The following is a 23379-nucleotide window of genomic DNA, read 5'->3' on the forward strand; positions in this document are numbered from 1 at the left end:
CGCGCACGCGGGCCGGCCCACCGGCTCCGTCCCCTGGGAGGGTTGATGAACTTCGACTTCGCCGCTCAGTCGCCGAAATTCATGATGCTGCTGTGGGGGCTGGTCGCCTTCGCGGTGGTCATCGGCGGCCTGCTCGTCCTACTCGACGCGGTACCGGCGTTCTTCGCCCGGCGCCGCGAGGCGCAACTCGTCGCCGCGTCCGCCAGCGGAGCCCCGCTGCCCGCCCGGACCAAGCCCAGGGAAGGACTGTTCGCGCTCTTCTTCCTGCTGCCGACGGTGTTGCTGCTGCTGATCGGCCTGGTCGTCCCGGCGATCCGGACCACCCTGCTGTCATTCATGGACGGCAGCAGCCAGAACTGGGTCGGCCTGGACAACTACCGCTGGATGTTCGCCGAGGACGCGATCGAGCGGGTGCTGCTCAACACGCTGATCTGGGTGGTCCTGGTCCCGCTGGTGGCCACCACCATGGGCCTGCTCTACTCCGTACTGGTCGACAAGGCCCGGTTGGAGGTGGTGGCGAAGTCCCTGATCTTCATGCCGATGGCGATCTCGTTCGTCGGCGCCAGCATCATCTGGCGATTCGTGTACGCCTACCGCGGCGAAGACCAGGAGCAGATCGGCCTGCTCAACCAGATCGTGGTGAGCCTCGGCGGCGAACCCCGGCAGTGGTTGCTCGACTCGCCGCTGAACACGCTGCTGCTCATCGTGATCATGGTGTGGATCCAGGCCGGTTTCGCAATGGTGGTGCTCTCCGCGGCGATCAAGGCCATCCCGGCCGACATCGTCGAGGCGGCCCGCCTCGACGGGGTCAGCCCGTGGCAGATGTTCTGGCAGATCACCCTGCCCAGCATCCGGCCCGCGCTGATCGTGGTGGTGGTGACCATCTCGATCGCCACGCTGAAGGTCTTCGACATCGTCCGCACCACGACCAACGGCAACTACGACACCAGCGTGATCGCCAACGAGATGTACAACCAGGCGTTCCGGTACGGCCAGAACGGGCAGGGCTCGGCACTTGCGGTCTTCCTGTTCGTACTGGTGATTCCGATCGTGATCTTCCAGATTCGCAACCTGCGTCGGCAGCGCCGGGAGGGCTGAGATGACCACCACCACTCCCCCCGCCACCGTCGGGACGCAGGCCACCGAGAAGCGGCCCACCCGGGCCGCACGGGTCGGCAAGCGACTGAACAGTCGCATCGCCACCCTGGCCGCGATCGTGATCGCGGTCGTCTGGACCATCCCGACCTTCGGTCTCTTCGTCTCCTCGTTCCGCCCGGAGGAGCAGATCAAGACCACGGGCTGGTGGAACTTCTTCACCGACCCCCAGTTCACCCTGGCCAACTACCAGGACGTGCTGTTCGGGCAGTCCGCCTCGTCCGGTCAGCTCGCCAACTACTTCATCAACTCGCTGGTGATCACCGTGCCGTCGGTGCTCTTCCCGATCGCCTTCGCGTCCCTGGCCGCGTACGCGCTGGCCTGGATGAACTTCCGGGGCCGGGACTGGGTGTACATCAGCATCTTCGCGCTCCAGATCGTGCCGTTGCAGATGGCCCTGGTGCCGCTGCTGAGCTTCTTCTCGCGCGGGGTCAGCCTGGGCGGCATCACCCTGCTACCCGCCTGGAACCTCGACGGCGCGCAGAACTTCGCCCAGGTGTGGTTCGCGCACACCTGCTTCGCCCTGCCGTTCGCCGTGTTCCTGCTGCACAACTTCATGTCGCAACTACCCAGGGACCTGATGGAGGCGGCCCGGGTCGACGGGGCCACCCACCCCAAGATCTTCCGCACCATCGTCCTGCCCCTGGTCGCCCCGGCGCTGGCCGCGCTCGGCATCTTCCAGTTCCTCTGGGTCTGGAACGACCTGCTGGTCGCGCTCATCTTCGCCGGTGGCAGCGACGTCACCGCACCACTCACCGTCCGCCTGGCCGAACTCGCCGGCACCCGGGGCAACGAGTGGCAACGGTTGACCGCCGGAGCGTTCGTCTCGATCGTCGTACCGCTGATCGTGTTCCTGTCGTTGCAGCGCTACTTCGTTCGTGGACTGCTCGCCGGCAGCGTCAAGGGCTGATCCGTCGTGGTGCCGCCGCCGAGGCGGCGGCACCACGACGACATGAGCGGGGTTAGCGTGACGAGGATCGACGACGTCGCCCGGCTGGCCGGAGTCTCCACGGCCACCGTCTCCCGGGCGCTACGCGGACTGCCGACGGTCTCGGCGGCCACCCGCCGTCGAGTGCTGGCAGCCGCCGAGCAGTTGCAGTACGCCGTGTCGCCCAGCGCGTCCCGGCTGGCTGGCGGCCGGACCGGTAGCGTCGCCGTGGTGGTCCCCCGGATCACCCGATGGTTCTTCGGTGTCGTCGTCGAGTCGGTCGAGGACTTCCTGCACGAGTCCGGCTACGACCTGCTGCTGCACAACCTCGGTGGGCGGGAGCAGAACCGACAGCGGGTGCTGCGCACCACCGCCCTGCACAAGCGGGTGGACGCGATCATCCTGGTCGCCACCCCGCTGCGCGATGCCGAGGTGGACGCCCTGACCGCGCTCGACCTGCCCGGCGTCACCATCAGCTCCGGCACCCAGATGCCCGGCTGGCCCTGCGTACGCATCGATGATGTGGCCGCGGCGCGGACCGCCACCCGGCACCTGCTGGATCTCGGCCACCGGCGGATCGCGCACATCTCCGGCGACCCCGACGACGAACTCGCCTTCACCGCGCACCTGGACCGGCGTCGGGGCTACCAGGAGGCGTTACGCGAGGCCGGGCTGCATCCGGACCCGGGCCTCGACGTGGAATCCACATTCGACATCCCCGGCGGCACCCGGGCCACCGAGGAACTGCTGCGCCGCGGCGACCCGCCGACGGCCATCTTCGCCGCCTGCGACGAGATGGCGATGGGCGCGCTTACCGCGCTGCGCGATGCCGGCCTGCGGGTGCCGGAGGACGTCAGCGTGATCGGGATCGACGATCATGCCCTCTCCGGCGTACTCGGCCTGAGCACCATCGCGCAGCCGGCGGCGGAGCAGGGTCGGCTGGCCGCGAAGATGCTGCTGGACCCGCTCGCCGGCCCGACCGGCGGAACCGGCATGATCACTACAGATACGCCGGTGATCCTGCCCACTCGGCTTGTCGTGCGTGAATCGACCGGACCTGCGCGGGCACACTGAACGACAGTCACCACCGTCGCCCGGAGGACCCACCGGCTCGACCACGGGAGTACGCCCTGAACGACATCGCGACCCGCCAGGAACAGCACGCCGACCGCACCACCCGCTGGTGGACCGAGGCGGTGATCTACCAGATCTACCCGCGCTCGTTCGCCGACTCCGGCGGCGACGGCATCGGTGACCTGCCGGGCATCACCGCCCGTCTCGACCACCTGGCGGAGCTGGGGGTCGACGCGATCTGGCTTTCCCCGTTCTACCCGTCACCACAGGCCGACGCCGGCTACGACGTGGCCGACTACCGGGACGTCGAGCCGCTGTTCGGCACCCTCGCCGACGCCGACGAGCTGATCGCCCAGGCCCGAGCCCGTGGCCTGCGGGTCATCGTCGACCTGGTGCCCAACCACACCTCCAGCGCCCACCGGTGGTTCCAGGCCGCGCTGACCGCCGAACCGGGCAGCGCCGAACGGCAGCGCTACATCTTCCGCGACGGCCGGGGGCCGGACGGTGCCGAGCCGCCGAACGACTGGCAGAGCGTCTTCGGCGGGCCCGCCTGGACCCGGGTCGCCGACGGGCAGTGGTACCTGCACCTGTTCGACCCCGCACAGCCCGACCTGAACTGGGACAACCTCGAGGTGCGGGCGGAATTCCTGGACGTACTGCGATTCTGGCTGGACCGGGGCGTGGACGGCTTCCGGGTCGACGTGGCACACGGCCTGATCAAGCAGGCCGACCTGGCCGACTGGCGGGAGCCGCAGGAGATCCTCTCCGGGCAGGAGGTGGACAAGCCGCGCCCGCCGATGTGGGACCAGGACGGCGTACACGAGATCTACCGAGAGTGGCGGCGGCTGCTGGACGGCTACCCCGGCGGCCGGATCCTGGTGGCCGAGGCCTGGGTGGAACCGGCCGAGCGGCTGGCCCGGTACGTCCGCCCCGACGAGATGCACCAGGCGTTCAACTTCGAGTACCTGCTCGCCTCGTGGACGGCCCCGGCCCAGTACGCGGTGATCACCCGGTCGTTGGCGGCCACCGACGCGGTCGGCGCCCCGACCACCTGGGTACTGTCCAACCATGACGTGGTGCGGCACGCCTCCCGGCTGGGACTGCCGATCGGCACCACCCGCCCCAACGGCATCGGCGTCGGCGACGAACAGCCGGACCCGGCGATCGGCCTGCGCCGCGCCCGCGCGGCCACCCTGCTGATGCTCGCCCTGCCCGGTTCGGCCTACCTCTACCAGGGCGAGGAACTCGGACTGCCGGAGCACACCACCCTGCCCGACGAGGCCCGCCAGGACCCCACCTGGGAGCGCAGCGGTCACACCCAGCGGGGCCGGGACGGCTGCCGGGTACCGATCCCGTGGGAGGCCGACGCCCCGTCGTACGGCTTCGGGCCGACCGACGCGAGCTGGTTGCCGCAGCCCCCCATCTGGGCCGAGTACGCCCTGGACCGCCAGCGCGCAGTGCCCGGTTCGACGTACGAGATGTACCGGACCGCACTGCGCCTGCGACGCGAGCACGGGCTGGGTCGGGGCACCCTGGAGTGGCTCTCCTCCGGCGACGAGGTGCTGTCGTTCCGCAACGGCAACCTGGTCGTACTGACCAACTTCGGCACCGCCGCCGTACCGGCGCCGGCCGGCAAGCTGCTGCACAGCAGCGGCCCACTCGACGAGTCCGGCCACGTCCCCACCGACACCACCATCTGGGTCCAGGTGTAAGGAAGGGCCCCTTATTAACGCCTCCGGTAGAGGAAGGGTCCCTTATTAACAACGCGCCGGGTTGGACGTGGTGGTGTGTTAATAGGGGGCCCTTCCTCTACACCAGGCGTTAAAAGGGGGCCCTTCCTTACATCCGGCTAGAGCTTTTGGGCGCGGGTGTGCAGGAGGTCGCGTACGTCGGCGATGTCCTTGGGTGAGCTGCGGGCGGCCAGCCAGTACATGATGCCGGTGGGGATGAAGAAGAGCTGGAACGCGGCCAACCCGACCGCGTAGTTCAGCGGCGGCGGGAACGCCGCCCGGAGCGCGTGGAAGGCCACCCCGACCAGGCCGTTGCCGGCGGCCCGGCCGACCCCGTTTACCAGGTTGCCCAGGCTGTAGACCGTGCCCCGGTGCTCGGGCGGGTTCGCGTCGGCGATCAACGCGAACCAGTTCGGCGAGTTGGCCGAGGTCAGCGCCAGTGCGAGCAGCGCGGTGAGCAGGCTCAGCCCGACCGTGGGCTCGGTGAAGACGCTGCCGAGTACGGCTGCCACCACCGCGCCGGTGCCGGCCCCGTCGGGCACGTCGATGCGGATCGGCACGAAGAAGAGCACCAGGTAGAACGGCAACGCGGCGAGCACACCGACCGCCGCGACCAGCGCCCGGCCCGAGGGCGTACGCCGTTGCAGGGCGTCGCCGACCAGTCCACCGACGATGGAGAGCACCCCGCCGAGCTGGAACAGGGTGGCGAAGACGCTGCCCACCACGATCGCCGTCGCCGAGGAGTATCCCTGGTCGCGGGCCCGCTCGGCGAAGAGCACCGGCAGCCAGACAAGCGATCCGAAGGCGGCCTGCGCGGTGAGGCCCTGGAGGATCAGCCAGCGGTTGGTCCGGCGGCGCAGGATGGCGGGCAGGTCGGCGCGGCTGATCCGGTAGTCGTACTCGGCGCCGGTGGCCATCGCGCCGGCCAGTTCCGGTTCGCTCTGGCCCCGCCGGATGTCGTACGTGAACAGGTACGCCGCCGTGGCGGCCAGGCCGACGACGGTGAGCAGCAGGAACGGCCGCCGCCAGTCGGTCGCGCCGAGCAGCCCGCCGACCAGGGTGCCGGCCAGCGTGCCGGCGCCCTGGGACAGCCCCCAGAAGCTCATCACCAGCCCTCGCCGCCGGGGCGAGATCAGGTCGGTGACGACGGAGAAGCCGACCGAGCCGACCGCACCCAGTCCGATCGCCGCCAGCAGCTGCGCGGCCAGGAAGGTCGGATAGTTGCCGGCGAGGCCACTGCCGCCGGTGCCGGCCGCCCAGAGCAGGGTGCCGATCATGAGCAGCGGCTTGCGGTTGGTGCGGTCGCCGAAGTACGCCCAGCCGACCGCCGCCACCGCGCTGACCAGGAAGCTGACCGCCGTGACCAGGCCGAGCAGGCGCTGCGGCACCGCGAAGGACTCGGCGATCGCGCCGTACAACGGCGGGACCAGGCCGATCGCCACGTTGTCCAGCGAGGCGAGCAGCACGAACACCACGACGCTGTAGAGCCGGTGCGCGGCACCCCCGCCCCACGCCCGCGCGGGTCTGCCCCTGCTCAAGGTCATGCGGGCAGCCAACCAGGGCCGGATAACGAGCCGATCACCGGGTCGACACCGCGCCCGGTCGGACGCGGTGTCGAAGCCCGGGTGAACTCACCCCTTGGTCGGCCGGTCCAGGTGGTGTTCCCGGGCCTGCGCGTAGCGCTCCCGGATGGCGCCCACCGGTGCGGCGGCGTACTCCTCGGTGCCGGCCGGTGTCCAGGACGGCGGCTCGGATCCGCCGAGGGCGAGCCAGGCGGCCTGGCGGGCGGCACCGTCGGCGACGTACTCGCCGGGCGGTGGGACGACCACCGGGCAGCCGAAGACCTGCGCGGCGATCCGGCGGACCGCAGCGGAGCGGGCCCCGCCGCCGACCAGGATCACCCGGCGGGCGGCGGCCCCCTGCGCGACGAGGGCGTCCAGACCGTCCGCGAGGGCGCAGAGCATCCCCTCGACCGCCGCGCGGGCCAGGTGCGCCGGGGTCGAGGTGCGCAGGGTCAGTCCGTGCACCGACCCGGTCGCGTCCGGCCGGTTCGGGGTGCGTTCACCCTCCAGGTACGGGACCATGACCAGCCCGTCGGCGCCGGGCGGCGCGGTGAGCGCCAGCTCCGCCAGCTCGTCCAGCCCGACCCGCAGCATTGCTGCGGCGGCGTCCAGCACCCGCGCCGCGTTCAGCGTGCAGACCAGCGGCAGGAACCGGCCGGTCACGTCGGCGAAGCCGGCGACGATGCCGCTCGGGTCGGCCGCCGGGGCGTCCGCGACGCTGAACACGGTGCCGGAGGTGCCGATCGAGACCACCACGTCGCCGGGGCGGGCACCGACGCCGAAGCCGGCGGCGGCGTTGTCACCGGCACCCGGCCCGAGCAGCACCCCGCCGGAGCCGGCCGCCGCCCCGCCGCCCAGCACCGCCGGATCGAGGTGGCCGGCGGCCTCGGCCGGGCCGAGCACCGTGGGCACCCGCAGCTGCCGGCCGAATGCCTGCTCCAGCAGGTCGAAGCGGTACTCGCCGGTGGCCGGTGACCAGTAACCGGTGCCGCTGGCGTCGCTGCGGTCGGTACGCAGCGCGGCGAGCCCGGGTGCACCGGCCAGCCGCCAGGTGAGCCAGTCGTGCGGCAGGCAGACGGCAGCGACCCGGTCGGCGTTCGCCGGCTCGTGCCGGGCCAGCCAGCGCAGCTTGGTCACGGTGAAGCTGGCCACCGGCACGCTGCCTACCGCGTCGGCCCAGTACCCTCCACCGCCGGCCTCGGTCACCAGGTCGGCGGCGGCGTCGGCGGACCGGGTGTCGTTCCACAGCAGGGCCGGGCGGACCACCTCGCCCGTCTCGTCCAGGCAGACCATGCCGTGCTGCTGGCCGGCGACGGAGACCGCGGCGACGTCGGCCAGCCCGCCGGCGGCGTCGACCGCCGCCGCCAGGGCGGACCACCAGGCCGCGGGGTCGACCTCGGTGCCGTCCGGGTGCGGGGCCCGGCCCTGCCGGACCAGGGCACCGGTCTCCGCGTCCCGGACGACCACCTTGCAGGACTGGGTGGAGGAGTCCACCCCGGCGACGAGCGGCATGCCGACCGCCTCAGCGTGCGCCGAGCACGTGCTCGACGGCGAGTTGGTTGAGCCGGACGAAGCCGAAGCCCTTGGCGGCGGTCGCCTCGACGTCGAAGTTCTCGAACGCGGCGGTGTCGGCGAGCAACTCGGAGTAGCCCTCGCCGTCACCCAGGGTCGGCACGCCCAGCTCGGCGACCTTGCTCGCGGCCAGCGCCTCGGCCACCTCAGGGTCGGCCCGGAACGCCGCCGCCCGCTCCTTGAGCAGCAGGTAGGTACGCATGTTCGCCGCCGCCGAGACCCAGACCCCGTCGACGTCCTCGGTACGGGACGGCTTGTAGTCGAAGTGCCGGGGCCCGTCGTACGCCGGGCCGCCACCCGGTGCGCCGTGCTCCAACAGGTCGACCAGGGCGAAGGCGTTGAGCAGGTCACCGTGACCGAAGACCAGGTCCTGGTCGTACTTGATGCCACGCTGACCGTTGAGGTCGATGTGGAACAGCTTGCCCTGCCAGAGCGCCTGGGCGATGCCGTGGGCGAAGTTCAAGCCGGCCATCTGCTCGTGGCCGACCTCCGGGTTGACGCCTACCCGCTCGGGGTGGGCGAGGGTGGAGATGAAGGCCAGCGCGTGTCCGACGGTGGGCAGCAGGATGTCGCCACGCGGCTCGTTGGGCTTCGGCTCCAGCGCGAAGCGCAGGTCGTAGCCGCGGTCGATGACGTACTGGCACAGCAGGTCCACCGCCTCGCGGTAGCGCTCCAGCGCGGCCTGCACGTCCTTGGCCAGGTCGTACTCGGCGCCCTCCCGGCCGCCCCACATCACGAAGGTCTTGGCACCCAGTTCCGCGGCGAGGTCGATGTTGCGCAGCACCTTGCGCAGCGCGTACCGCCGCACGTCGCGGTCGTTGCTGGTGAAGCCGCCGTCCTTGAAGACAGGCTGCTGGAACAGGTCGGTGGTGACCATCGGCACCACCAGGCCGGTTTCGTCGAGCGCCTTGCGGAACCGGGCGATCTGGGCGTCGCGGGTGGCCGCGTCGGCACCGAACGGCACCAGGTCGTCGTCGTGGAACGTGACGCCGTACGCGCCCAGTTCGGCGAGCCGGTGCACCGACTCCACCGGGTCCAACGCCGGGCGGGTGGCGTGACCGAACGGGTCTCGGCCCTGCCAGCCGACCGTCCAGAGCCCGAAGGAGAACTTGTCGGCAGGGGTGGGACGGGGTGCCATGGCAGACCTCCGGTGGTGTCGTCCGCTATTTGTTCAGTGGTTGAATTAAATGGCCGCGATGTGGCAGTGTCAAGGGGTGAACGCAACCGCTGCCCCGGCCGGCGGAGTGCGCCAGGGCAGCCTGCGCGAGCTGAATCTCGCCCTCGTCCTCGGCCGGATCGCCGCCGCGTCGCGCCCGCCGTCGCGGGCCGCGCTGGCCACCGAGACCGGCCTGACCCGGGCGACCGTCTCGGCCGTGGTGGAGGATCTCGTCGCCGGCCGGTTGGTCACCGAGGCGGAGCCGACACCCCGCGCCGGTGCCGGCCGGCCGGCCCGTGGGCTGGTGCTCGCCGGTGACGGCCCGGCCGGGCTCGGCTTGGAGATCAATGTCGACTACCTGGCCGCCTGCGTCGTCGACCTGGCCGGCACGGTACGCCACCACGTGGTGCACCGTGCCGATCTGCGGCCCGTCAGCCCGGCCGACGCACTCGGCCGGTTGGCCCGGCTCGCCGCCGAGGCCCGCGCCGCCGCCGACGCGCAGGGCCTCACCCTGGCCGGTGCCGCCCTCGGGGTACCCGGGCTGGTCGACGCGGCCGGCCAGGTCCGGCTCGCGCCGAACCTGGGCTGGCGCGACGTACCCGTGCCGGAGCTGCTCGCCGACCATCCACCGCTCACCGAGTCCGTGCCCGGCGTGCCGGCGCTGGTGGTGGAGAACGAGGCCAACCTCGCCGCCCTGGCCGAGTTGCACGCCGGTGCCGGTCCGGGCAGTTTCCTGCACATCTCCGGTGAGGTCGGCATCGGCGCCGGGATCGTGCTCGACGGGGCGCTCTACCGGGGCAGCCGCGGTTGGAGCGGCGAGATCGGCCACATCCCGGTCCGCCCGGACGGCCCGCCCTGCCGCTGCGGCGGGCGGGGTTGTCTCGAACGCTACGCCGGGCAGGAGGCGATCCTCTCGGCCGCCGGCCTGGTCGGCGCCGACCTCCCGGCCGACACCGCGCCCACCCGGCTGGTCGAGCTCGCCGAGGCCGGCACGGTCGCCGTGCTTGACGCACTGCACGAGGCGGGTACGGCGCTCGGCGTCACCGCGGCAAGCGTGGTCAACCTGCTGGACCTGGACACCGTGGTACTCGGCGGCGGATACGCCCCGCTCACCCCCTGGCTACGCCCGCCGATGCTCGCCGAGATCGACCGCCGGGTGCTCACGGCGGCCTGGTCACCGGTCACCGTCCGGCCGGCCACCCTCGGTGCCACCGCCGCCGCGGTGGGCGCGGCCGGATCGGTGGTACGCCGGATCATCGCGCGTCCCGCCGGCTGGCTGACCCGGGCCGGCTGACCGCCTTCGGACCCCGCGCCCGTACGCAGGTCCGGCTCGGCGGGCATACCCTGAGGCGCCTCGGTACTCTTGCCCGGGAGCAACCAACCGTCGAATTCGAGGAGTGCGGTACCGGCATGCGCAGAGGCCGACAGCGCAGGGCGTACGGCGACCGCCGGTGACCGGCACCCGGGAGGGCACAGTCGCCGGGCCCACCGGCAGCGGGCGGACGGGCACCCGGTCGTCCCGTACGACGGAGCCCGTTGACGCGGACCTGGCGCGGGAACTTCTCGACGGGCTCGCCGACGCGGTGCTGACCACCGACGAGGCCGGGTTGGTGGTGCTGCGCAACGCGTCGGCCGCGGCGTTGCTCCCCGAACTCAACGCCGGCACCGACCTGGCCGGCTGCTCGGTACCTGCCCTGGCGGCGGCGGTCGTCGACGGAGTCGGCGTCTTCGAGGCAGAGCACCGTCAGCGGCGGCTGCGCGGCTTCCGCCGTCCCCTCTCCGGCGGCGGCTCGGCCTGGTACGTGCGCGACGTGACCGACGAACACGGCCGCGTCGAGGCGCTGCTGGCCGAGCGACGGCGCACCGCCTTCCTGGCCCGTGCGGGTCACCGGCTCGGGTTGACGCTGCACCGGGCCCAGGCCCTCCGGGCCGCCGTGACGCTGCCCGTGCCGTTCCTGGCCGACCTCGCCCTGATCGTGCACCTGCCGGTACTCCCCGGGGATCACCGGCCGCACTGGATCCGGCACACCGACAAGCAGCCGGAGCCGGTGGAGGAGGTCGCCGACTGGGCGCTGACCACCGCCGTACCCGGGCTCGCCGAGGCGCTCGACGGGCAGGCCACGCCGCCGATGTCCTGGCTGCCCGCGGCGGGAGACGGCCTGACGATCATTCCGGCGGGCTTCGATCCGGCCGCGACGCTGCTGGTCAGCCCGATGCCCGGCGCCGGGCAGGTGGCCGGCGCCCTGGTGCTGCTGCGACGCGCCGGGCGGGCCGGGTTCGAGCCGCGCGACGTCGAGCTGGCCCGGGAGTTCGCCGCCCGGGCCGGTGCCGCGCTGGCCCTCGCCGAACTGTACGACGAGCAGGCCCAGCTGACCCGGGTGTTGCAGACCAGCCTGCTACCGCCGCGACTGCCCCGACTCACCGGCATGGATTTCGCCGGCGGCTACCGCGCGGCCGGTGACAGCCTGCGCATCGGCGGCGACTTCTACGACGTCCTACCGACCACCGGCGGCGCGCTGTTCGCCCTCGGCGACGTCGCCGGCAAGGGGGTGGCCGCAGCCGTGCTCACCGGGCGGGTCCGCCAGTCATTGCAGACCCTGCGGCTGGTCGAGCAACGCCCACGGAAACTGCTGGAGTTGCTCGACCGGGCGCTGCTGGGCATGCCGGACGCCGCCCGGCGCAGCCAGTTCACCACCCTGCTCCTCGGCACGCTGCATCCGGAACCGGACGGCGGGTTGCAGGTCCGGATCGCCGGTGGCGGGCACCCGGACCCCGTCGTGCTCGGCAGCGACGGCACGGTGACCGCGGTGCGGGTCGGCGGCATGCCGGTCGGCGCGCTGCCCGCGGCCCGGTTCACCGAGGCCACGCTGCGACTGTCCGGGGATGACGTGCTGTTCGCCCACACCGACGGCGTCATCGGGGCCTGGGGCGGCCCGCAGGGCACGGAGATGTTCGGTGAGCGGCGCCTGCACCAGGCGCTCACCTCGGCCGCCGGGCTGGCCCCGGCCGCCCTTGTCGACCGGATCCTCCACCTGCTCGACGAGTGGTGCGGCGGGCATCGGCACGACGACGTCGCAATGCTGGCGGTGGGCCCGGCCGCACGCGCCTGAGGCCGGCGGTCGGTCAGGCCGCACGCGCCTGAGCCCGGCGGTCGGTCAGGCCGCACGCGCCTGAGCCCGGCCACACGTCGCAATGCCGGGCCGGTCGTGGGCCGGCTACCGGCGGGTGGTCGGTCAGGCCGTCCGGGACACCGCGGTCTCCCCTGCCGACCAGCTCCGCAGCGGCTGGTCGGTGCCGCTGCGGGCCTCCGGCAGCGGCGTCGGGTGGTCCGGTTGCTCGTCGGGCTGTGGCACCAACGGTGACACCGGGCGGACGACCCGGGCGCGAGCCGCCTCGTCGAACTCGCGGAGCCCGCGCAGCAGCGCCTGACGCCCCTCGGGCGTCATGTCACCGAGGATCTTCGCCAGATGCTGCCGGCGATCGTCGCGCAACTCGGCGAGGAGTCGACGGGCCTCGGCGGTCAGGTGCAGCGAGATCTCCCGCCGGTCGGCCCGGCCGGGCTCGCGCTCCAGCATCCCGGCAGCGACCAACCGGTCACAGAGCCGGCTGGCCGAGGAGAGCAGCATGTCCAACCCGGCGGCCAATCGGCGCAGGTTGATCCCGTCCTGCCGTTCGACGAGCATGACGGCACGAAGCTGGGCGGTGGAGATCCGGTTCGCCGTCCGCTCCCGGGCACCGTCCCAGACGGTCAGCAGGGCGCCTGCCGCAGTGTCCAGCTCGGCAGCCATACTCATCTCGGGTCCTGGTGGACCTTGCAGTTCCGCCATGGTGGGCCTGAGCGTACTCCGATTCTGTCGGTCAATGGGCTTGTGATCAAGGAGAGACCATGAGCGAGTCGGTCGACCGGGCCCGGTCCGCCCTGCTCACCGCCCCGGTGGACCTCCTGACCAAACGGGTCGCGACGCTGTTGGAGCGGGAACACGGCATCACCGAGACCGAACTCCTCCAGGTCGACTACCGGCTGGCGGCGTTGCTTCCGCTCGGCGGCGGCGAGGAGTTGCGCGCCCCCGGACATCCCGCCTGGCGCTGCTTCGACCATCAGCAACCGGTGTACGCCGACGGCACCGGCTACCTGCCGGTCAGCATGCGCGGGGAACGGCGTGGGGTACTCCGGGTGGCCCCGGTCGCCGACGAGGGCCGGCTGACCGGCCTGGTGGGGATTGCCACCGCGTTGGCGCACGAAATCACCGCTGTCGACCCCGGCACCGACGTGTACCGGGTCGCCCGGCGCAGCCGGCGGCTCACGCTCGCCGCCGAGATGCAGTGGGAGTTGCTACCCGGGCGCAGCCGGACCCGGCCCTCGTTCAGCCTGGCCGGGCAGCTGGAACCGGCGTACGCGGTGCGCGGCGACAGTTTCGACTGGTCCGACGACGGCACGCAGGTCTGGACCGCGACGATCAACGGCATGGGCGAAGGGGTCGTCGCGTCGATGCTCACCACCCTCGCCACCTGCGCGCTGCGCAACGCCCGCCGGGCCGGCATCTCGCTGGCCGACCAGGCTGCGCTGGCCGATCAGGCGATCTACGACCTGCATCGGGGCGAGCAGTACGTCGCCACGCTGCTGCTCCGACTCGACCTGCACAGCGGACTGCTCACCGCCATCGACGCCGGCTCGCCCCGACTCGTCCTGCTCCGCGACGGCGAGGTGAGCGTGCAGGCGCTGGAGGCGCAGTTCCCGCTCGGCATGTTCGAGGGGACGCACTACCGTGAGCAGTACATCCAGCTTGAGCCCGCCGACCGACTCTTCATGATCAGCGACGGCGTGCTCGAGGCGACCGGCAGGAACGTGCGGTACGGCGAGACCGCGCTGGACCGGATGTTGCGGCGTACCGCACCGATGAGCCCGCTGGACGCGGTGCGCTCCGTCCTCGGCGATCTGCGGGCGTTCGTCTCCGGCGATCTGACCGACGACGCCGTGGTGGTCTGCCTGGACTGGTTCGGACCGCAGGCCGGCCCGAAGCACGGGTCGGCCTGACCGTCGACGGCCCCGCCGAGCGTGCTCAGTACGCGCCCCGTCCGTTGACCACCGCGCCGACGGTCTTCCAGAGGATGCTCAGGTCAGCCGCCAGCGACCAGTTCTCCACGTAGTAGAGGTCCAGCCGGATGCCGTCCTCCCAGCTGAGGTCGGACCGGCCACTGACCTGCCAGAGCCCGGTCATGCCGGGCTTGACCAGCAGCCGGCGGGCCACGTCGCCGTCGTAACGGGCGACCTCGGAAGGCAGTGGCGGCCGGGGGCCGACCAGGCTCATCTGGCCCCGCACCACGTTGAGCAACTGCGGAAGCTCGTCAAGTGACCACTTGCGCAGCAGCCGGCCGACCCGGGTGACTCGCGGATCGTCGCGCATCTTGAACATCAGACCGTCGGTCTCGTTGCGGGAGACCAGTTCCGCCAGGAGCGCGTCGGCGTTCGTCACCATGGTCCGGAACTTGAAGACCGCGAACTCCCGGCCGCCCTGCCCGACCCGGACCTGCCGGAACAGCACCGGCCCTCGGCTGTCCAGCCGGACCGCGAGCGCGATGACCAGCAGCAACGGCAGCAGCAGGGCGAGCGCCAGCAGCGAGCCCAGCCGGTCCACGAAGCCCTTGACCAGCTGACGCGGCCCGCGGAACTCCGGCGCCTCCACGTGGATCAGCGGCAGACCGGCGACCGGGCGGGTGTGGATGCGGGGACCCGCGACGTCGGTCAGCGCCGGGGCCAGCACCAGGTCGATGCCGGTGCCCTCCAGTTGCCAGCCGAGACGGCGCAGTCGGGTGGCGGTGAGTTCACCGGAGGCGGTGACGGCCACCGTGTCCGCGCCGATCGTGTCCGCCGCCTCCGGGATGCCCCGGAACGAGCCGACCACCGGTACGTCGCCGAGCCGCTGGGCCACCGGAGCCAGCAGGCCGTCCGGGATGCACGCGCCCACCACGTGATAGCCCGCGTACGGCTCGCGCCGCAGGGTGTGCACCAGATCCAGCACATGCGTGGCGTCGCCGACCACCAGCACCCGCCGGGACCAGCCGCTGCCCCGGGACCGGGCCCGGTGCAGGCGCTTGCGGGCGACGAACCGGGCCGCTTCGAGACCGATGATGCCGACGGCGAACGAGATCGCCAGGAAGCCCCGGGAGACACCGAGGTCGGCCACGTAACCGGCGATGGCGACTGCGCCGGCCAGCCGGAGACTGGCCATGCTGACCCGGCGGTACTCGTCCGCGCCGTAGCCGATCACCCGGTTGTCGTAGCAGCGCATGACCTTGAGGCTGACCAGCCAGGCCAGGACGAGCCCGGGGGCGAACAGGACGTACGGCACGCCGCTCGGGGTGGAGTCACCGAACCGGGCCGCGTAGCCGATCAGCACCGCGACGGTAAGCACGCTGGTGTCCAGCACGACCAGGCTGCGGACGTAGCTGCGCAGATCGCCGCGCACGGACGCGAAGGACGAGACGCCCTCCGGCCGCGATGACGATCTGGCGGGGGTCAATAGCGTCGTCGAGGTCACCAGGCCTCCCACATCGCTCGCCGACGGCAGGAACCCGCCCCGAACCCGGGGCGGATCCACCGGTGCACGACGACATCCTGCCCTGACAACTATGGCCACCGATTGCGTCCGACTTATTGCCGTCACTTTCCGAGGCGGCGGACAACCCAAAAAGGACCGGTGGTACCGGATTTCCGGTACCACCGGCCCATTGCCGGCACGATCAGCTCAGGCAGGCGCCTTCCGCAGCGCGATGGCCCGGAGGAAGATGTCGCTGATCTTGGTGGGGTCGGCGGCGATGAAGGCACCACCACCGGCGCTCTCCGCGATGGTGTCCAGCTCCGCCTTGCTGACCTCGGTGCCGATGCCGATGATGATCACCTGGATCGGCTGGTCCGGATCCTTGAGTTGCTCCAGCTCGGCGAGCAGTTGCCGCTGCGAGATGCCGTCGTCGTCCTCGTTCTTGCCGTCGGTGAAGAGCACGATCGAGTTGACCTTGCCTGGCTCCCAGCTCTGCTGCACGTCCTTGTACGCAGCCAGCAGCGTGTCGTACAGGCCGGTGTCGCCGCTTGAGGAGACGACCGTGTCCAGTGAGCGTTCCAGGGTGCCGCGCTGGCGCGACAGCGGCCCGATGGGCACCAACTCGCGGTAGTCACGGGAGCCTTCGAGCTTGGTGGAGAAGGTCCAGAGACCGATCGACCAGGAGTCGTCGAAGAGGTTCAGACCGCGCCGGGCCGCCTCCGTGGTGACCTGCTGACGGGTCGCGCCGTTGGCGGTCGGCACCGGCTTCTTCATCGAACCGGAGACGTCGATGATGCAGAGCATCCGGCCGGAGAGGGTGGCGATGGACCAACTGGAGACAGCACGCTCCACCGCGTCCGGTGCCAGTCCGCCGGCGGCGACCCCGCCCTGCGGCGGCGGCGCGGCGGAGGCGTCCCCGCCCGCCGGGCTCGGTGCGCCCTGCGGCGGGCTGAAGCCGTCGCCCCAGTTGCCGTCCGGCGCCCGCAACGACTGCGCAGCCAGCCGGTTCTTGAACGAGGGCGTGGTGAGCGCCTCGAACAGCACCCGCGCCGCCGAGGCCTTGGCCGGCTCGATGCCGGGCAGCACCGCGTACGGGTAGTCCAACGGCAACGGGGCCGGCTTCAGGTAGAGCGCCGCCAACGGCACGGGCGGCTTCTTGGCGTTGTACTCGATGACGTCTTCCTCGGACAGGGCAGCCGCGCCGAGCGCGCTGGCCAGCGTGGTGCCGTCCGTGGCGGTGGGGAACTTGGCGAGCAGGTCCTGCCGCAGCGCCGAGGCCCCCGAGGCCAGGGCGCGCAGCGCACCGATGCGGTCCTGTTCGGCGGTGGCACCGCCGGTGGACGCGGCGGCCGTCATCAGCGAGAGCAGGCCGGACAGGCCGGCGGCGTCCCGGGTCGGCTCGACGATGCCGGTCTTGAGCGGCCGGTCGCTGTTGACCCGGGTCAACAGGTCGGTCCAGCCCAGTTCCTTCTGCGGCCAGCCGAGCCGGGCGGCGATCGGCTCCGGCATGGCGACGACCACCGGGCTGCTCGCGATGGACGCGCCGTTGCCCGGTTCGAAGGCCGCGGCACCACCGGTCTTGAGCCGCAGCAACCAGGTCGACGAGTCCGGAATCCAGACGTCGGGGCTCACCGCCGTGCCGCTGGCCTGGCCCACCCCGGCCAGGGTCGCACCGTGCTTGGCCGCCACCACCGCGGCCACCTCGACCGGGTCGGAGGCTGCCACGGTCACGTCGATGCAGGTGCCGTCGACGAACGCGCCCTTTTCCTCCCAGTCGGAAGCGGCCTCGTCGACCGCCGGCGCGAGTTCGCTCGCCACCGCCACCGACAGTTCGATCTTGCCAGAGCAGTCGGGTCCAGCTAGTTGACGGTAGCCCACCCACCCTCCGGCGGTGACGACGAGCACGCCGACCGCGGCTGCGGCGGCGGCACCGTGAATACCTGAACGCATGCGATGGCGGCCTGCTGACACGCTGACCATCTTGCGTACCTGATTGAGCGACTGCCATGGCCGTTCGGTCGAAAGTTACAGAGGAGAAACAGTTCACCCCGATTTAGTAACTCTGAGTAATGTGCCAGCGCCACAATGTAGGCGCATCAATGTCCAACGCCCACGATCAGGGCAGAACGCAAGTAGGGCTCGGAATCTCCAACGGCTCGCCGACCGGAGCCGGCACGCCGGTGGTCCGGTCGACCCGGAAGGTACGCACCATGTCCGCCCGCTCGTCGGCTACGTAGAGGTGCTCGCCGATCAAGGCGAAGTGCCGGGGCCACTCACCGCCGGTCGCCACCTCGTCGACAAGTTCCGGCAGACCGGACCCCAGCGCGAAGACGGCCAACGTGCCCACTCCCCGGTTCGCCACGTAGAGGAAACGACCGTCGGCACCCACGGCGATCTCCGACGGCTGCACATGCCCGGCCCGCTGGCTGGCGTCGACACGACCCCGCTGGTGCAGGGCACCGTCGTCGGTCAGGTCGTAGGCCAGCACCGAACCGTCCAACTCACCGGAGACGTAGCAGCGCCGCCCGTCCGGATGCCGGGCCAGATGCCGTGGCCCGACACCCGACGCCGTACGCACCCGGGGCGCGCGGGGCACCAACCGGCCGGTGGCGGCGTCCAGGTCGTACCGGTAGATCGAGTCGGTGCCCAGGTCGACCGCGAGCAACGGCTGGTGCCCGGTCCCCGGCGAGACCATGTGCGCGTGCGCCCGCTCCTGACGCTCGGGGTCGGCGCCGTGCCCCTGGTGCTCCACCAGGTCGGTGCGTTCGCCGGGTACGCCGTCGGCAGCCAACGGGAGGACCGCCACGCTGCCGCCGCCGTAGTTGGCCACGAACAGGTACCCGCCGTCCGCGGCGACCGCCAGGTGACACGGCTCCGCGCCGCCGGTGGGCCACGAGCCGAGCGCCGTCAGCCCGCCGTCGTCCGCCATCCGCCACGCGCTGATCTCGCCGCCGGGCAGCTCGTTTACCGCGTACAGGACGGGTCGGCTCGGATGGCGGGCGAGGAAGGACGGCGACGCGGTGGCCGCGACCGTGCCCAGCGAGGTCAGTTCGCCGCTTCCCGGGTCGCGCCGGGCTGCCACGATGCCGGTGGCCCGCCCTCCGCTCTGCGCGGTGTACCCGCCGATGTACACGACCTCGCCTCGACCTGCCACTGCTTCCGCCTTTCCCCGATCCTGCGTCGATCCCACCAGATCCCTTCCCCCGACACCTGTGGGTTAGACCTGGTATCCCGCCGGTGCCGCCACGGACCGCCGGTCAGGCCGCCGGAACCGGCTCACCGCGCTGCCGGGCCACGTGCTCCACCAGGGAGATCAGCACGGTCTTTCCGGACTGCCGGTCGCGGGCGTCGCAGAGCACCATCGGCACCTCGGGGTCGAGATCCAGGGCCCGGCGCACCGCCTCCAGGCTGAACCGGCGCGAATCGTCGAAACAGTTCACACCGACCACGAACGGGATACCCCGCTGCTCGAAGTAGTCGATCGAGGGGAAGCAGTCGGCGAGCCGGCGGGTGTCGGCAAGCACCACCGCGCCGAGAGCACCGAAGGCCAGTTCGTCCCAGAGGAACCAGAACCGGTCCTGTCCCGGCGTACCGAAGAGGTACAGCTGTAGATCATCGTTGATGGTGATCCGCCCGAAGTCCATCGCCACCGTGGTGGTCGACTTGGTCTCCACCCCGGAGAGATCGTCGGTGTCGATGCCGGCACCGGTCAGGATCTCCTCGGTCTGCAACGGCCGGACCTCGCTCAACGCGCTCACCAGCGTCGTCTTGCCGGCGCCGAAGCCACCGGCGATGAGTATCTTCAGCGCGATCGGGACGTGGTGGCCCCGCCGCTCGGCGTCATAACGCACGGAGTCCATCGACCACCGCCTTGAGGATGTCGTTGTCGGGCAGGTACGTGGCACGCGGCGGCTGGTGCACGGACACCAGCCCCCGGGACAGCAGATCACCGAGTAACACCCGGACCACACCGACGGCAAGATCCAGATCGGCGGCGAGTTCCACCAATGGCGTTCCCCGACCGGCCAGCTCCACCAGCAGCCGGTGCTCCGGGTGCAGCTCCGGGTACGCGGCGAGATCCGGCTCCGGCCGGGCCAGCACATAGGCCACCAGGTCGAAGCCGTCCGCGTCGGGCCACACCCGGCCGCCGGTCAGGGTGTACGGCCGCACCACCGGGCCGGCGTCGTCGTCGAGCCACTCGTGCTGGTGCCCGGGTAAGTCAGTCCGCATCGGCGACACCCACCGACGCACGGGCCGGCGCTTGCAGGTTCTCACCCACCCGGGTCACAAGCATTGCCATCTCGTACGCCACCAGGCCGATGTCCGCGTCGGTGTCGCTGGCCACCGCCAGGCAGGTGCCCTGGCCGGCCGCGGTGACGAAGAGGTACGCGGACTCCATCTCCACCACCGTCTGCCGAACCGGCCCACCGGCGAGCTGCCGGCTGGCACCCCGGGCCAGGCTGGCCAGGCCGGAGGCCAGGGCGCACAGGTGTTCGGCGTCGGCCCGGTCCAGCTCCGCGGAGCAGCCGAGCAGCAGGCCGTCCGCCGAGAGCACCACCGCCTGCCGCGCGGCCGGCACCCGCTCCAGCAGGTCGTCGAGCAACCAGTCGAGATCGGCACTCTGCCTCGTCGATCGCATCAGGCGTCCCTCTCAGTCGTGGTCGGCGATTGCGCGGTCACCGGGCCGCCAGCCGGCCGGCGGGTCTGCTCGGTGCCCCGGTCCGCTCTGCCCCGGTCATCATCGGTGCCCCGGTCCGCTGGGCTCGGGGCATCATCGGCACCCCGGTCCGCTGGGTCCGGGTCGTCGGTCCGCTGCTTCTGCTGCCCGGCAGCGGTCGCCTCCCGGCCAGCGGCGGTCGCCTCCCGGCCAGCAGCGGTCGCCTCCCGGCCAGCAGCGGTCGCCTCGCGGTCGGCGGCGGCCAGTCTGCCGCGCGCAGTGCCGGCCTGTAGGGCCGACATGACCCGGCGCGCCTCCTCCGGGCTGCGCGGTGCCGGGTCGCGGACCGGCATCGTCCGGGGCGCCACCACGGGCTGCCGCACGGTCGGTTCGTCAAACGTCGTCCGCCGTGCCGTTCGTGCGGTCAGTGCCGGCAACCGGACCGTCGGCGCGTCCACCGAACCGTAAGCGTCGTCGGTGCCGGGCGGCACCGCTCGCCGGTTCGCCCCGCCGGTCGAACCTGCCGTGCGCGCCGACCCCGCCGGGGCGGGGTCCGGCCCGGCTGCCGATTCCAGCACGCCGTCCGGGTCCGACCCGGCAACCGGCGTGGAATCGGCAGCCGGCGTGGGATCTGTGGTCCGCGTGGGATCGGTGGTCCCCGTGGGATCGATGGTCCGCATGGGATCGGTGGTCCGCGTGGGATCGGTGGTCGGCTCCGCGACGGCAGTCGGCTCCGATTCGGCTGCCGGCTCCGCAGCGCCGGCCGGACCCGACACGGCGGACGACGGATCGGCGGCCCCGGTCCGGCGGTGCCGCCGGATCCGGCGGGGCAGCCCGTCGACCTCCGCCGCCTCGACCGTCGAGTTCTGGTCCGGGCCACCCCACTGCGCTGCGGATTGGCCGGGCGAGCGTTGCGGATCAGCGGACGCACGTTGCGGCCGGCTCCCCGAGCGGGACCGCTGCCGGGGCACCGTGGTCAGCCGCGTCGCCCGGGCCAGCCGTCGCTGCTGGAGGGTGCCGCCGGCCTCCTCCGCCGGTGGTACCTCCGGCTCGGGCAGCGGCGAGGGCTCGGCGGTGATCAGCTCGGTGGGGATCAGCACGACCGCGGTCAGGCCGGCCCCGTCCGAGGCGCGCAGCCGCACCCGTACGTTGTGTCGCGCGGCCAACCTCGCCACCACGAACAGTCCCAGCCGGGCGGTCTCGGCGGGGTCGAACTCCGGCGACCGGGCGAGCTTGCGGTTGGCCTCCTCGATGGCGGCCGGACTCATGCCGAGCCCCTGATCGGAGACGGAGAGCGCGTACCCGTGCGCGACGTGTTCGCCGGAGACCTCCACCCGGGAGTCGGGCGGCGAGAACGCGGTGGCGTTCTCGATCAACTCGGCGAGCAGGTGGATGATGTCGCCCACCACCCGGCCGAGCGCGCCGGCGGCCTGCACGGTGGTGATGTCCACCCGGTCGTACGACTCGACCTCGGAGATCGCTCCCCGGATGAGATCCACAATCGCGACCGGGTTGCGCCAACCGCGCCCCGGTGCGGCTCCGGCGAGGATGACCAGGTCCTCCGCGTGCCGTCGTTGTCGGGTGGCCAGGTGGTCGACCCGGAACAACTCGGCCAGGTGGTCCGGGTCCTCCGCGTCGCGTTCAAGCCGGTCGAGCAGGGCGAGCTGACGATGCACCAGCCCCTGGCTACGGCGGGCGATGTTCAGGAAGACCTCGTTGAGCCCTCGGCGCAGCGAGACCTCGACCATGGCGGCCTGGATCGCGACCTTCTGCACCTCCGTGAACGCCTGCGCCACCTGGCCGATCTCGTCGGCCCCCCGGTCGGCCAGCGACGTCTCCCGGGCGACGTCCACCTGCTCGCCCCGTCGCAACCGCTCCACCACGTCCGGCAGCCGCCGTTCGGCGGTCTCCTTCAGCGTTCCGCGTACCAGGGTGAGCCGCTGCGCGAGGGAGCGACCGACCCGCAGCGCCACCACCACCGAGACCACGACGGCGATCAGGCCGAGCAGGCCGGAACCGGCCAACCGCGCCAGGGTGCGTACCGCCATCGGCACCGACCGGTCGGCCAGCCCGTCGGCCTGGGTCAGTTCGAAGTCCCGCAACGACTGCTGGACGGTGTCATAGCTCGCCTGCCACGCCTGCGGGTCGACGCTGGGCCGGGCGGCGGGGCCGCCCGCGATCAGCTCGTCCTGCATCGTCCGCAGCCGGTCGAACGCTGTCTGCCCGGTCAACCGCTGGTAGGCCGCCTGGTCCGGTTCGGGCAGGTCGGCCACTGCGGACTCGGCGAGGAACCACTGGTTACCGATGCTCCGGACGAGCAACGTGTGCTCCCCCTCGGCGAACCGGCCGCTGGCCAGCGCCCCGGCCAGCAACGCGTCGGTCTGCCCGAGCAACTCCCGCGACCGGCCGAGGTCGGTCAGGGCCAGCGCCTCCCGGTTGAGATCCTGGTCCGGCAGGTTGGCAAGCGCCTCGAAGGTCTGGAACGCGGCACCGACCATGCCGCTGTAGAGGTCGAGCACACCGACCCGGTCCAACTCCCGGCGGTCGATGGAGTCCCGGCCCGTCGGCAGCGTCTCCAGTTGCTGGAGCAGCCGGTCCAGCCGGGCTTCGAGCAGTTCACCGGCGGCGTCCCGCAGCTTTTCTCCACCGACCCGTCGGCGCAGCTCGGCCACTGCCGAGTCGGTACGGGTCCGCTGCTCCGCCAGCGCGGGAAGCACACACCCTGCCGCTGACTGCGCACACGCCGAGCGGGTCGTGGCGAGCTGCACCACCGAGAGCCGCCGCTCCCGTTGCAGCTCGGCCACCACCGTCTCGCCCGGCCGGCCCAGGTCATAGAGGAGGGTCCGGGCGGCGAGCAGGTCGAGCGCCGGTCCGAAGGTGAGGGTGGTGGCGAATATCCACAGTGCCAGCAGCGCGGTCACCGGCACGACGACCAGGGCGGTCAGCTTGGAGCGGATCGGCCAGTCGCGGGTGTTCAATCGGACCTCGCCCGGAAGGGGTGGCTGG

At 72.0% G+C, this 23379-nt stretch carries 18 protein-coding genes; 7 read left to right on the top strand and 11 right to left on the bottom strand.

Going from position 1 to position 23379, the window contains the following annotated elements:
- Positions 1-45: 45 nt before the first annotated feature.
- The 4 genes from QQG74_RS25985 to QQG74_RS26000 are packed head-to-tail and all read left to right on the top strand — an operon-like array spanning position 46 to position 4869.
- Entirely contained in the window at positions 46-1098 is a 1053-nt protein-coding gene (locus tag QQG74_RS25985; RefSeq protein ID WP_341717313.1) for a sugar ABC transporter permease, read from the top strand.
- Position 1099: 1 nt separating this feature from the next.
- Positions 1100-2065 carry a carbohydrate ABC transporter permease gene (locus tag QQG74_RS25990; protein ID WP_341717314.1) on the top strand — a complete coding sequence of 322 codons (966 nt, stop codon included), beginning with the start codon at positions 1100-1102 and terminating at the stop codon, positions 2063-2065.
- Positions 2066-2122: 57 nt separating this feature from the next.
- Positions 2123-3157, top strand: a complete 1035-nt coding sequence (locus QQG74_RS25995; RefSeq protein ID WP_341721387.1) for a LacI family DNA-binding transcriptional regulator — start codon at positions 2123-2125, stop codon at positions 3155-3157.
- A 56-nt stretch (positions 3158-3213) separates the two neighbouring features.
- Positions 3214-4869, top strand: a complete 1656-nt coding sequence (locus QQG74_RS26000) for a glycoside hydrolase family 13 protein (RefSeq protein ID WP_341721388.1) — start codon at positions 3214-3216, stop codon at positions 4867-4869.
- A 137-nt stretch (positions 4870-5006) separates the two neighbouring features.
- Here QQG74_RS26000 and QQG74_RS26005 read toward each other — a convergent pair whose 3' ends face one another.
- The 3 genes from QQG74_RS26005 to xylA form a co-directional block, all read right to left on the bottom strand.
- Positions 5007-6431, bottom strand: coding sequence for an MFS transporter (locus QQG74_RS26005; RefSeq protein ID WP_341717315.1), 1425 nt, complete (start codon positions 6429-6431; stop codon positions 5007-5009).
- Between the two features lie 87 nt (positions 6432-6518).
- On the bottom strand, positions 6519-7961 hold the full coding sequence (gene xylB / locus QQG74_RS26010) for a xylulokinase (protein WP_341717316.1): 1443 nt from the start codon (positions 7959-7961) through the stop codon (positions 6519-6521).
- A 10-nt stretch (positions 7962-7971) separates the two neighbouring features.
- Positions 7972-9159 carry a xylose isomerase gene (gene xylA, locus QQG74_RS26015; RefSeq protein ID WP_341717317.1) on the bottom strand — a complete coding sequence of 396 codons (1188 nt, stop codon included), beginning with the start codon at positions 9157-9159 and terminating at the stop codon, positions 7972-7974.
- A gap of 76 nt (positions 9160-9235) precedes the next feature.
- Between xylA and QQG74_RS26020 the strand changes: the two genes are divergently transcribed.
- Together QQG74_RS26020 and QQG74_RS26025 are read left to right on the top strand one after the other, a co-directional pair.
- Positions 9236-10471, top strand: a complete 1236-nt coding sequence (locus tag QQG74_RS26020) for an ROK family protein (RefSeq protein WP_341717318.1) — start codon at positions 9236-9238, stop codon at positions 10469-10471.
- 157 nt (positions 10472-10628) lie between these two features.
- A complete protein-coding gene (locus QQG74_RS26025) occupies positions 10629-12287 on the top strand; it encodes a PP2C family protein-serine/threonine phosphatase (protein ID WP_341717319.1) in 1659 nt (552 codons plus the stop codon).
- Between the two features lie 123 nt (positions 12288-12410).
- Here QQG74_RS26025 and QQG74_RS26030 read toward each other — a convergent pair whose 3' ends face one another.
- The gene (locus QQG74_RS26030) at positions 12411-12971 is read right to left on the bottom strand and encodes a MarR family transcriptional regulator (RefSeq protein WP_341717320.1); all 561 of its coding nucleotides are present in this window, start codon (positions 12969-12971) and stop codon (positions 12411-12413) included.
- Positions 12972-13063: 92 nt separating this feature from the next.
- On the opposite strand from QQG74_RS26030, the gene QQG74_RS26035 reads away from it, so the two are divergent.
- Positions 13064-14212 carry a PP2C family protein-serine/threonine phosphatase gene (locus QQG74_RS26035; protein ID WP_341717321.1) on the top strand — a complete coding sequence of 383 codons (1149 nt, stop codon included), beginning with the start codon at positions 13064-13066 and terminating at the stop codon, positions 14210-14212.
- A 25-nt stretch (positions 14213-14237) separates the two neighbouring features.
- Here the strand turns inward: QQG74_RS26035 and QQG74_RS26040 are convergent, their stop codons facing one another.
- From QQG74_RS26040 to QQG74_RS26070, 7 genes are all read right to left on the bottom strand, one after another.
- Positions 14238-15716, bottom strand: a complete 1479-nt coding sequence (locus tag QQG74_RS26040) for a sugar transferase (RefSeq protein ID WP_341717322.1) — start codon at positions 15714-15716, stop codon at positions 14238-14240.
- Between the two features lie 207 nt (positions 15717-15923).
- Positions 15924-17687, bottom strand: a complete 1764-nt coding sequence (locus QQG74_RS26045; RefSeq protein WP_341717323.1) for a substrate-binding domain-containing protein — start codon at positions 17685-17687, stop codon at positions 15924-15926.
- A 145-nt stretch (positions 17688-17832) separates the two neighbouring features.
- Complete coding sequence (locus QQG74_RS26050) at positions 17833-18870, bottom strand: lactonase family protein (RefSeq protein WP_341717324.1); 1038 nt, start codon at positions 18868-18870, stop codon at positions 17833-17835.
- Positions 18871-18973: 103 nt separating this feature from the next.
- A complete protein-coding gene (locus QQG74_RS26055; protein ID WP_341717325.1) occupies positions 18974-19576 on the bottom strand; it encodes an ATP/GTP-binding protein in 603 nt (200 codons plus the stop codon).
- Entirely contained in the window at positions 19557-19946 is a 390-nt protein-coding gene (locus tag QQG74_RS26060) for a DUF742 domain-containing protein (RefSeq protein ID WP_341717326.1), read from the bottom strand. The genes QQG74_RS26055 and QQG74_RS26060 overlap by 20 nt, the downstream gene beginning before the upstream one ends.
- Positions 19936-20355: a roadblock/LC7 domain-containing protein gene (locus tag QQG74_RS26065; RefSeq protein ID WP_341717327.1), complete on the bottom strand. Its 420-nt coding sequence runs from the start codon at positions 20353-20355 to the stop codon at positions 19936-19938. Before QQG74_RS26065 ends, QQG74_RS26060 begins: the two co-directional genes overlap by 11 nt.
- Positions 20355-23351 (bottom strand): nitrate- and nitrite sensing domain-containing protein, encoded by a 2997-nt coding sequence (locus QQG74_RS26070; protein ID WP_341717328.1) that lies wholly within the window; start codon positions 23349-23351, stop codon positions 20355-20357. Before QQG74_RS26070 ends, QQG74_RS26065 begins: the two co-directional genes overlap by 1 nt.
- Positions 23352-23379 lie beyond the last annotated feature (28 nt).

This window comes from Micromonospora sp. FIMYZ51, from assembly GCF_038246755.1.
Lineage (GTDB): Bacteria > Actinomycetota > Actinomycetes > Mycobacteriales > Micromonosporaceae > Micromonospora.

Coding starts and splice junctions, on each gene's coding strand:
- QQG74_RS25985 (WP_341717313.1), top strand. CDS start 46: ATGAACTTCGACTTCGCCGCTCAGTCGCCGAAATTCATGATGCTGCTG.
- QQG74_RS25990 (WP_341717314.1), top strand. CDS start 1,100: ATGACCACCACCACTCCCCCCGCCACCGTCGGGACGCAGGCCACCGAG.
- QQG74_RS26005 (WP_341717315.1), bottom strand. CDS start 6,431: ATGACCTTGAGCAGGGGCAGACCCGCGCGGGCGTGGGGCGGGGGTGCC.
- xylB (WP_341717316.1), bottom strand. CDS start 7,961: ATGCCGCTCGTCGCCGGGGTGGACTCCTCCACCCAGTCCTGCAAGGTG.
- xylA (WP_341717317.1), bottom strand. CDS start 9,159: ATGGCACCCCGTCCCACCCCTGCCGACAAGTTCTCCTTCGGGCTCTGG.
- QQG74_RS26030 (WP_341717320.1), bottom strand. CDS start 12,971: ATGAGTATGGCTGCCGAGCTGGACACTGCGGCAGGCGCCCTGCTGACC.
- QQG74_RS26035 (WP_341717321.1), top strand. CDS start 13,064: ATGAGCGAGTCGGTCGACCGGGCCCGGTCCGCCCTGCTCACCGCCCCG.
- QQG74_RS26055 (WP_341717325.1), bottom strand. CDS start 19,576: ATGGACTCCGTGCGTTATGACGCCGAGCGGCGGGGCCACCACGTCCCG.
- QQG74_RS26060 (WP_341717326.1), bottom strand. CDS start 19,946: ATGCGGACTGACTTACCCGGGCACCAGCACGAGTGGCTCGACGACGAC.
- QQG74_RS26065 (WP_341717327.1), bottom strand. CDS start 20,355: ATGCGATCGACGAGGCAGAGTGCCGATCTCGACTGGTTGCTCGACGAC.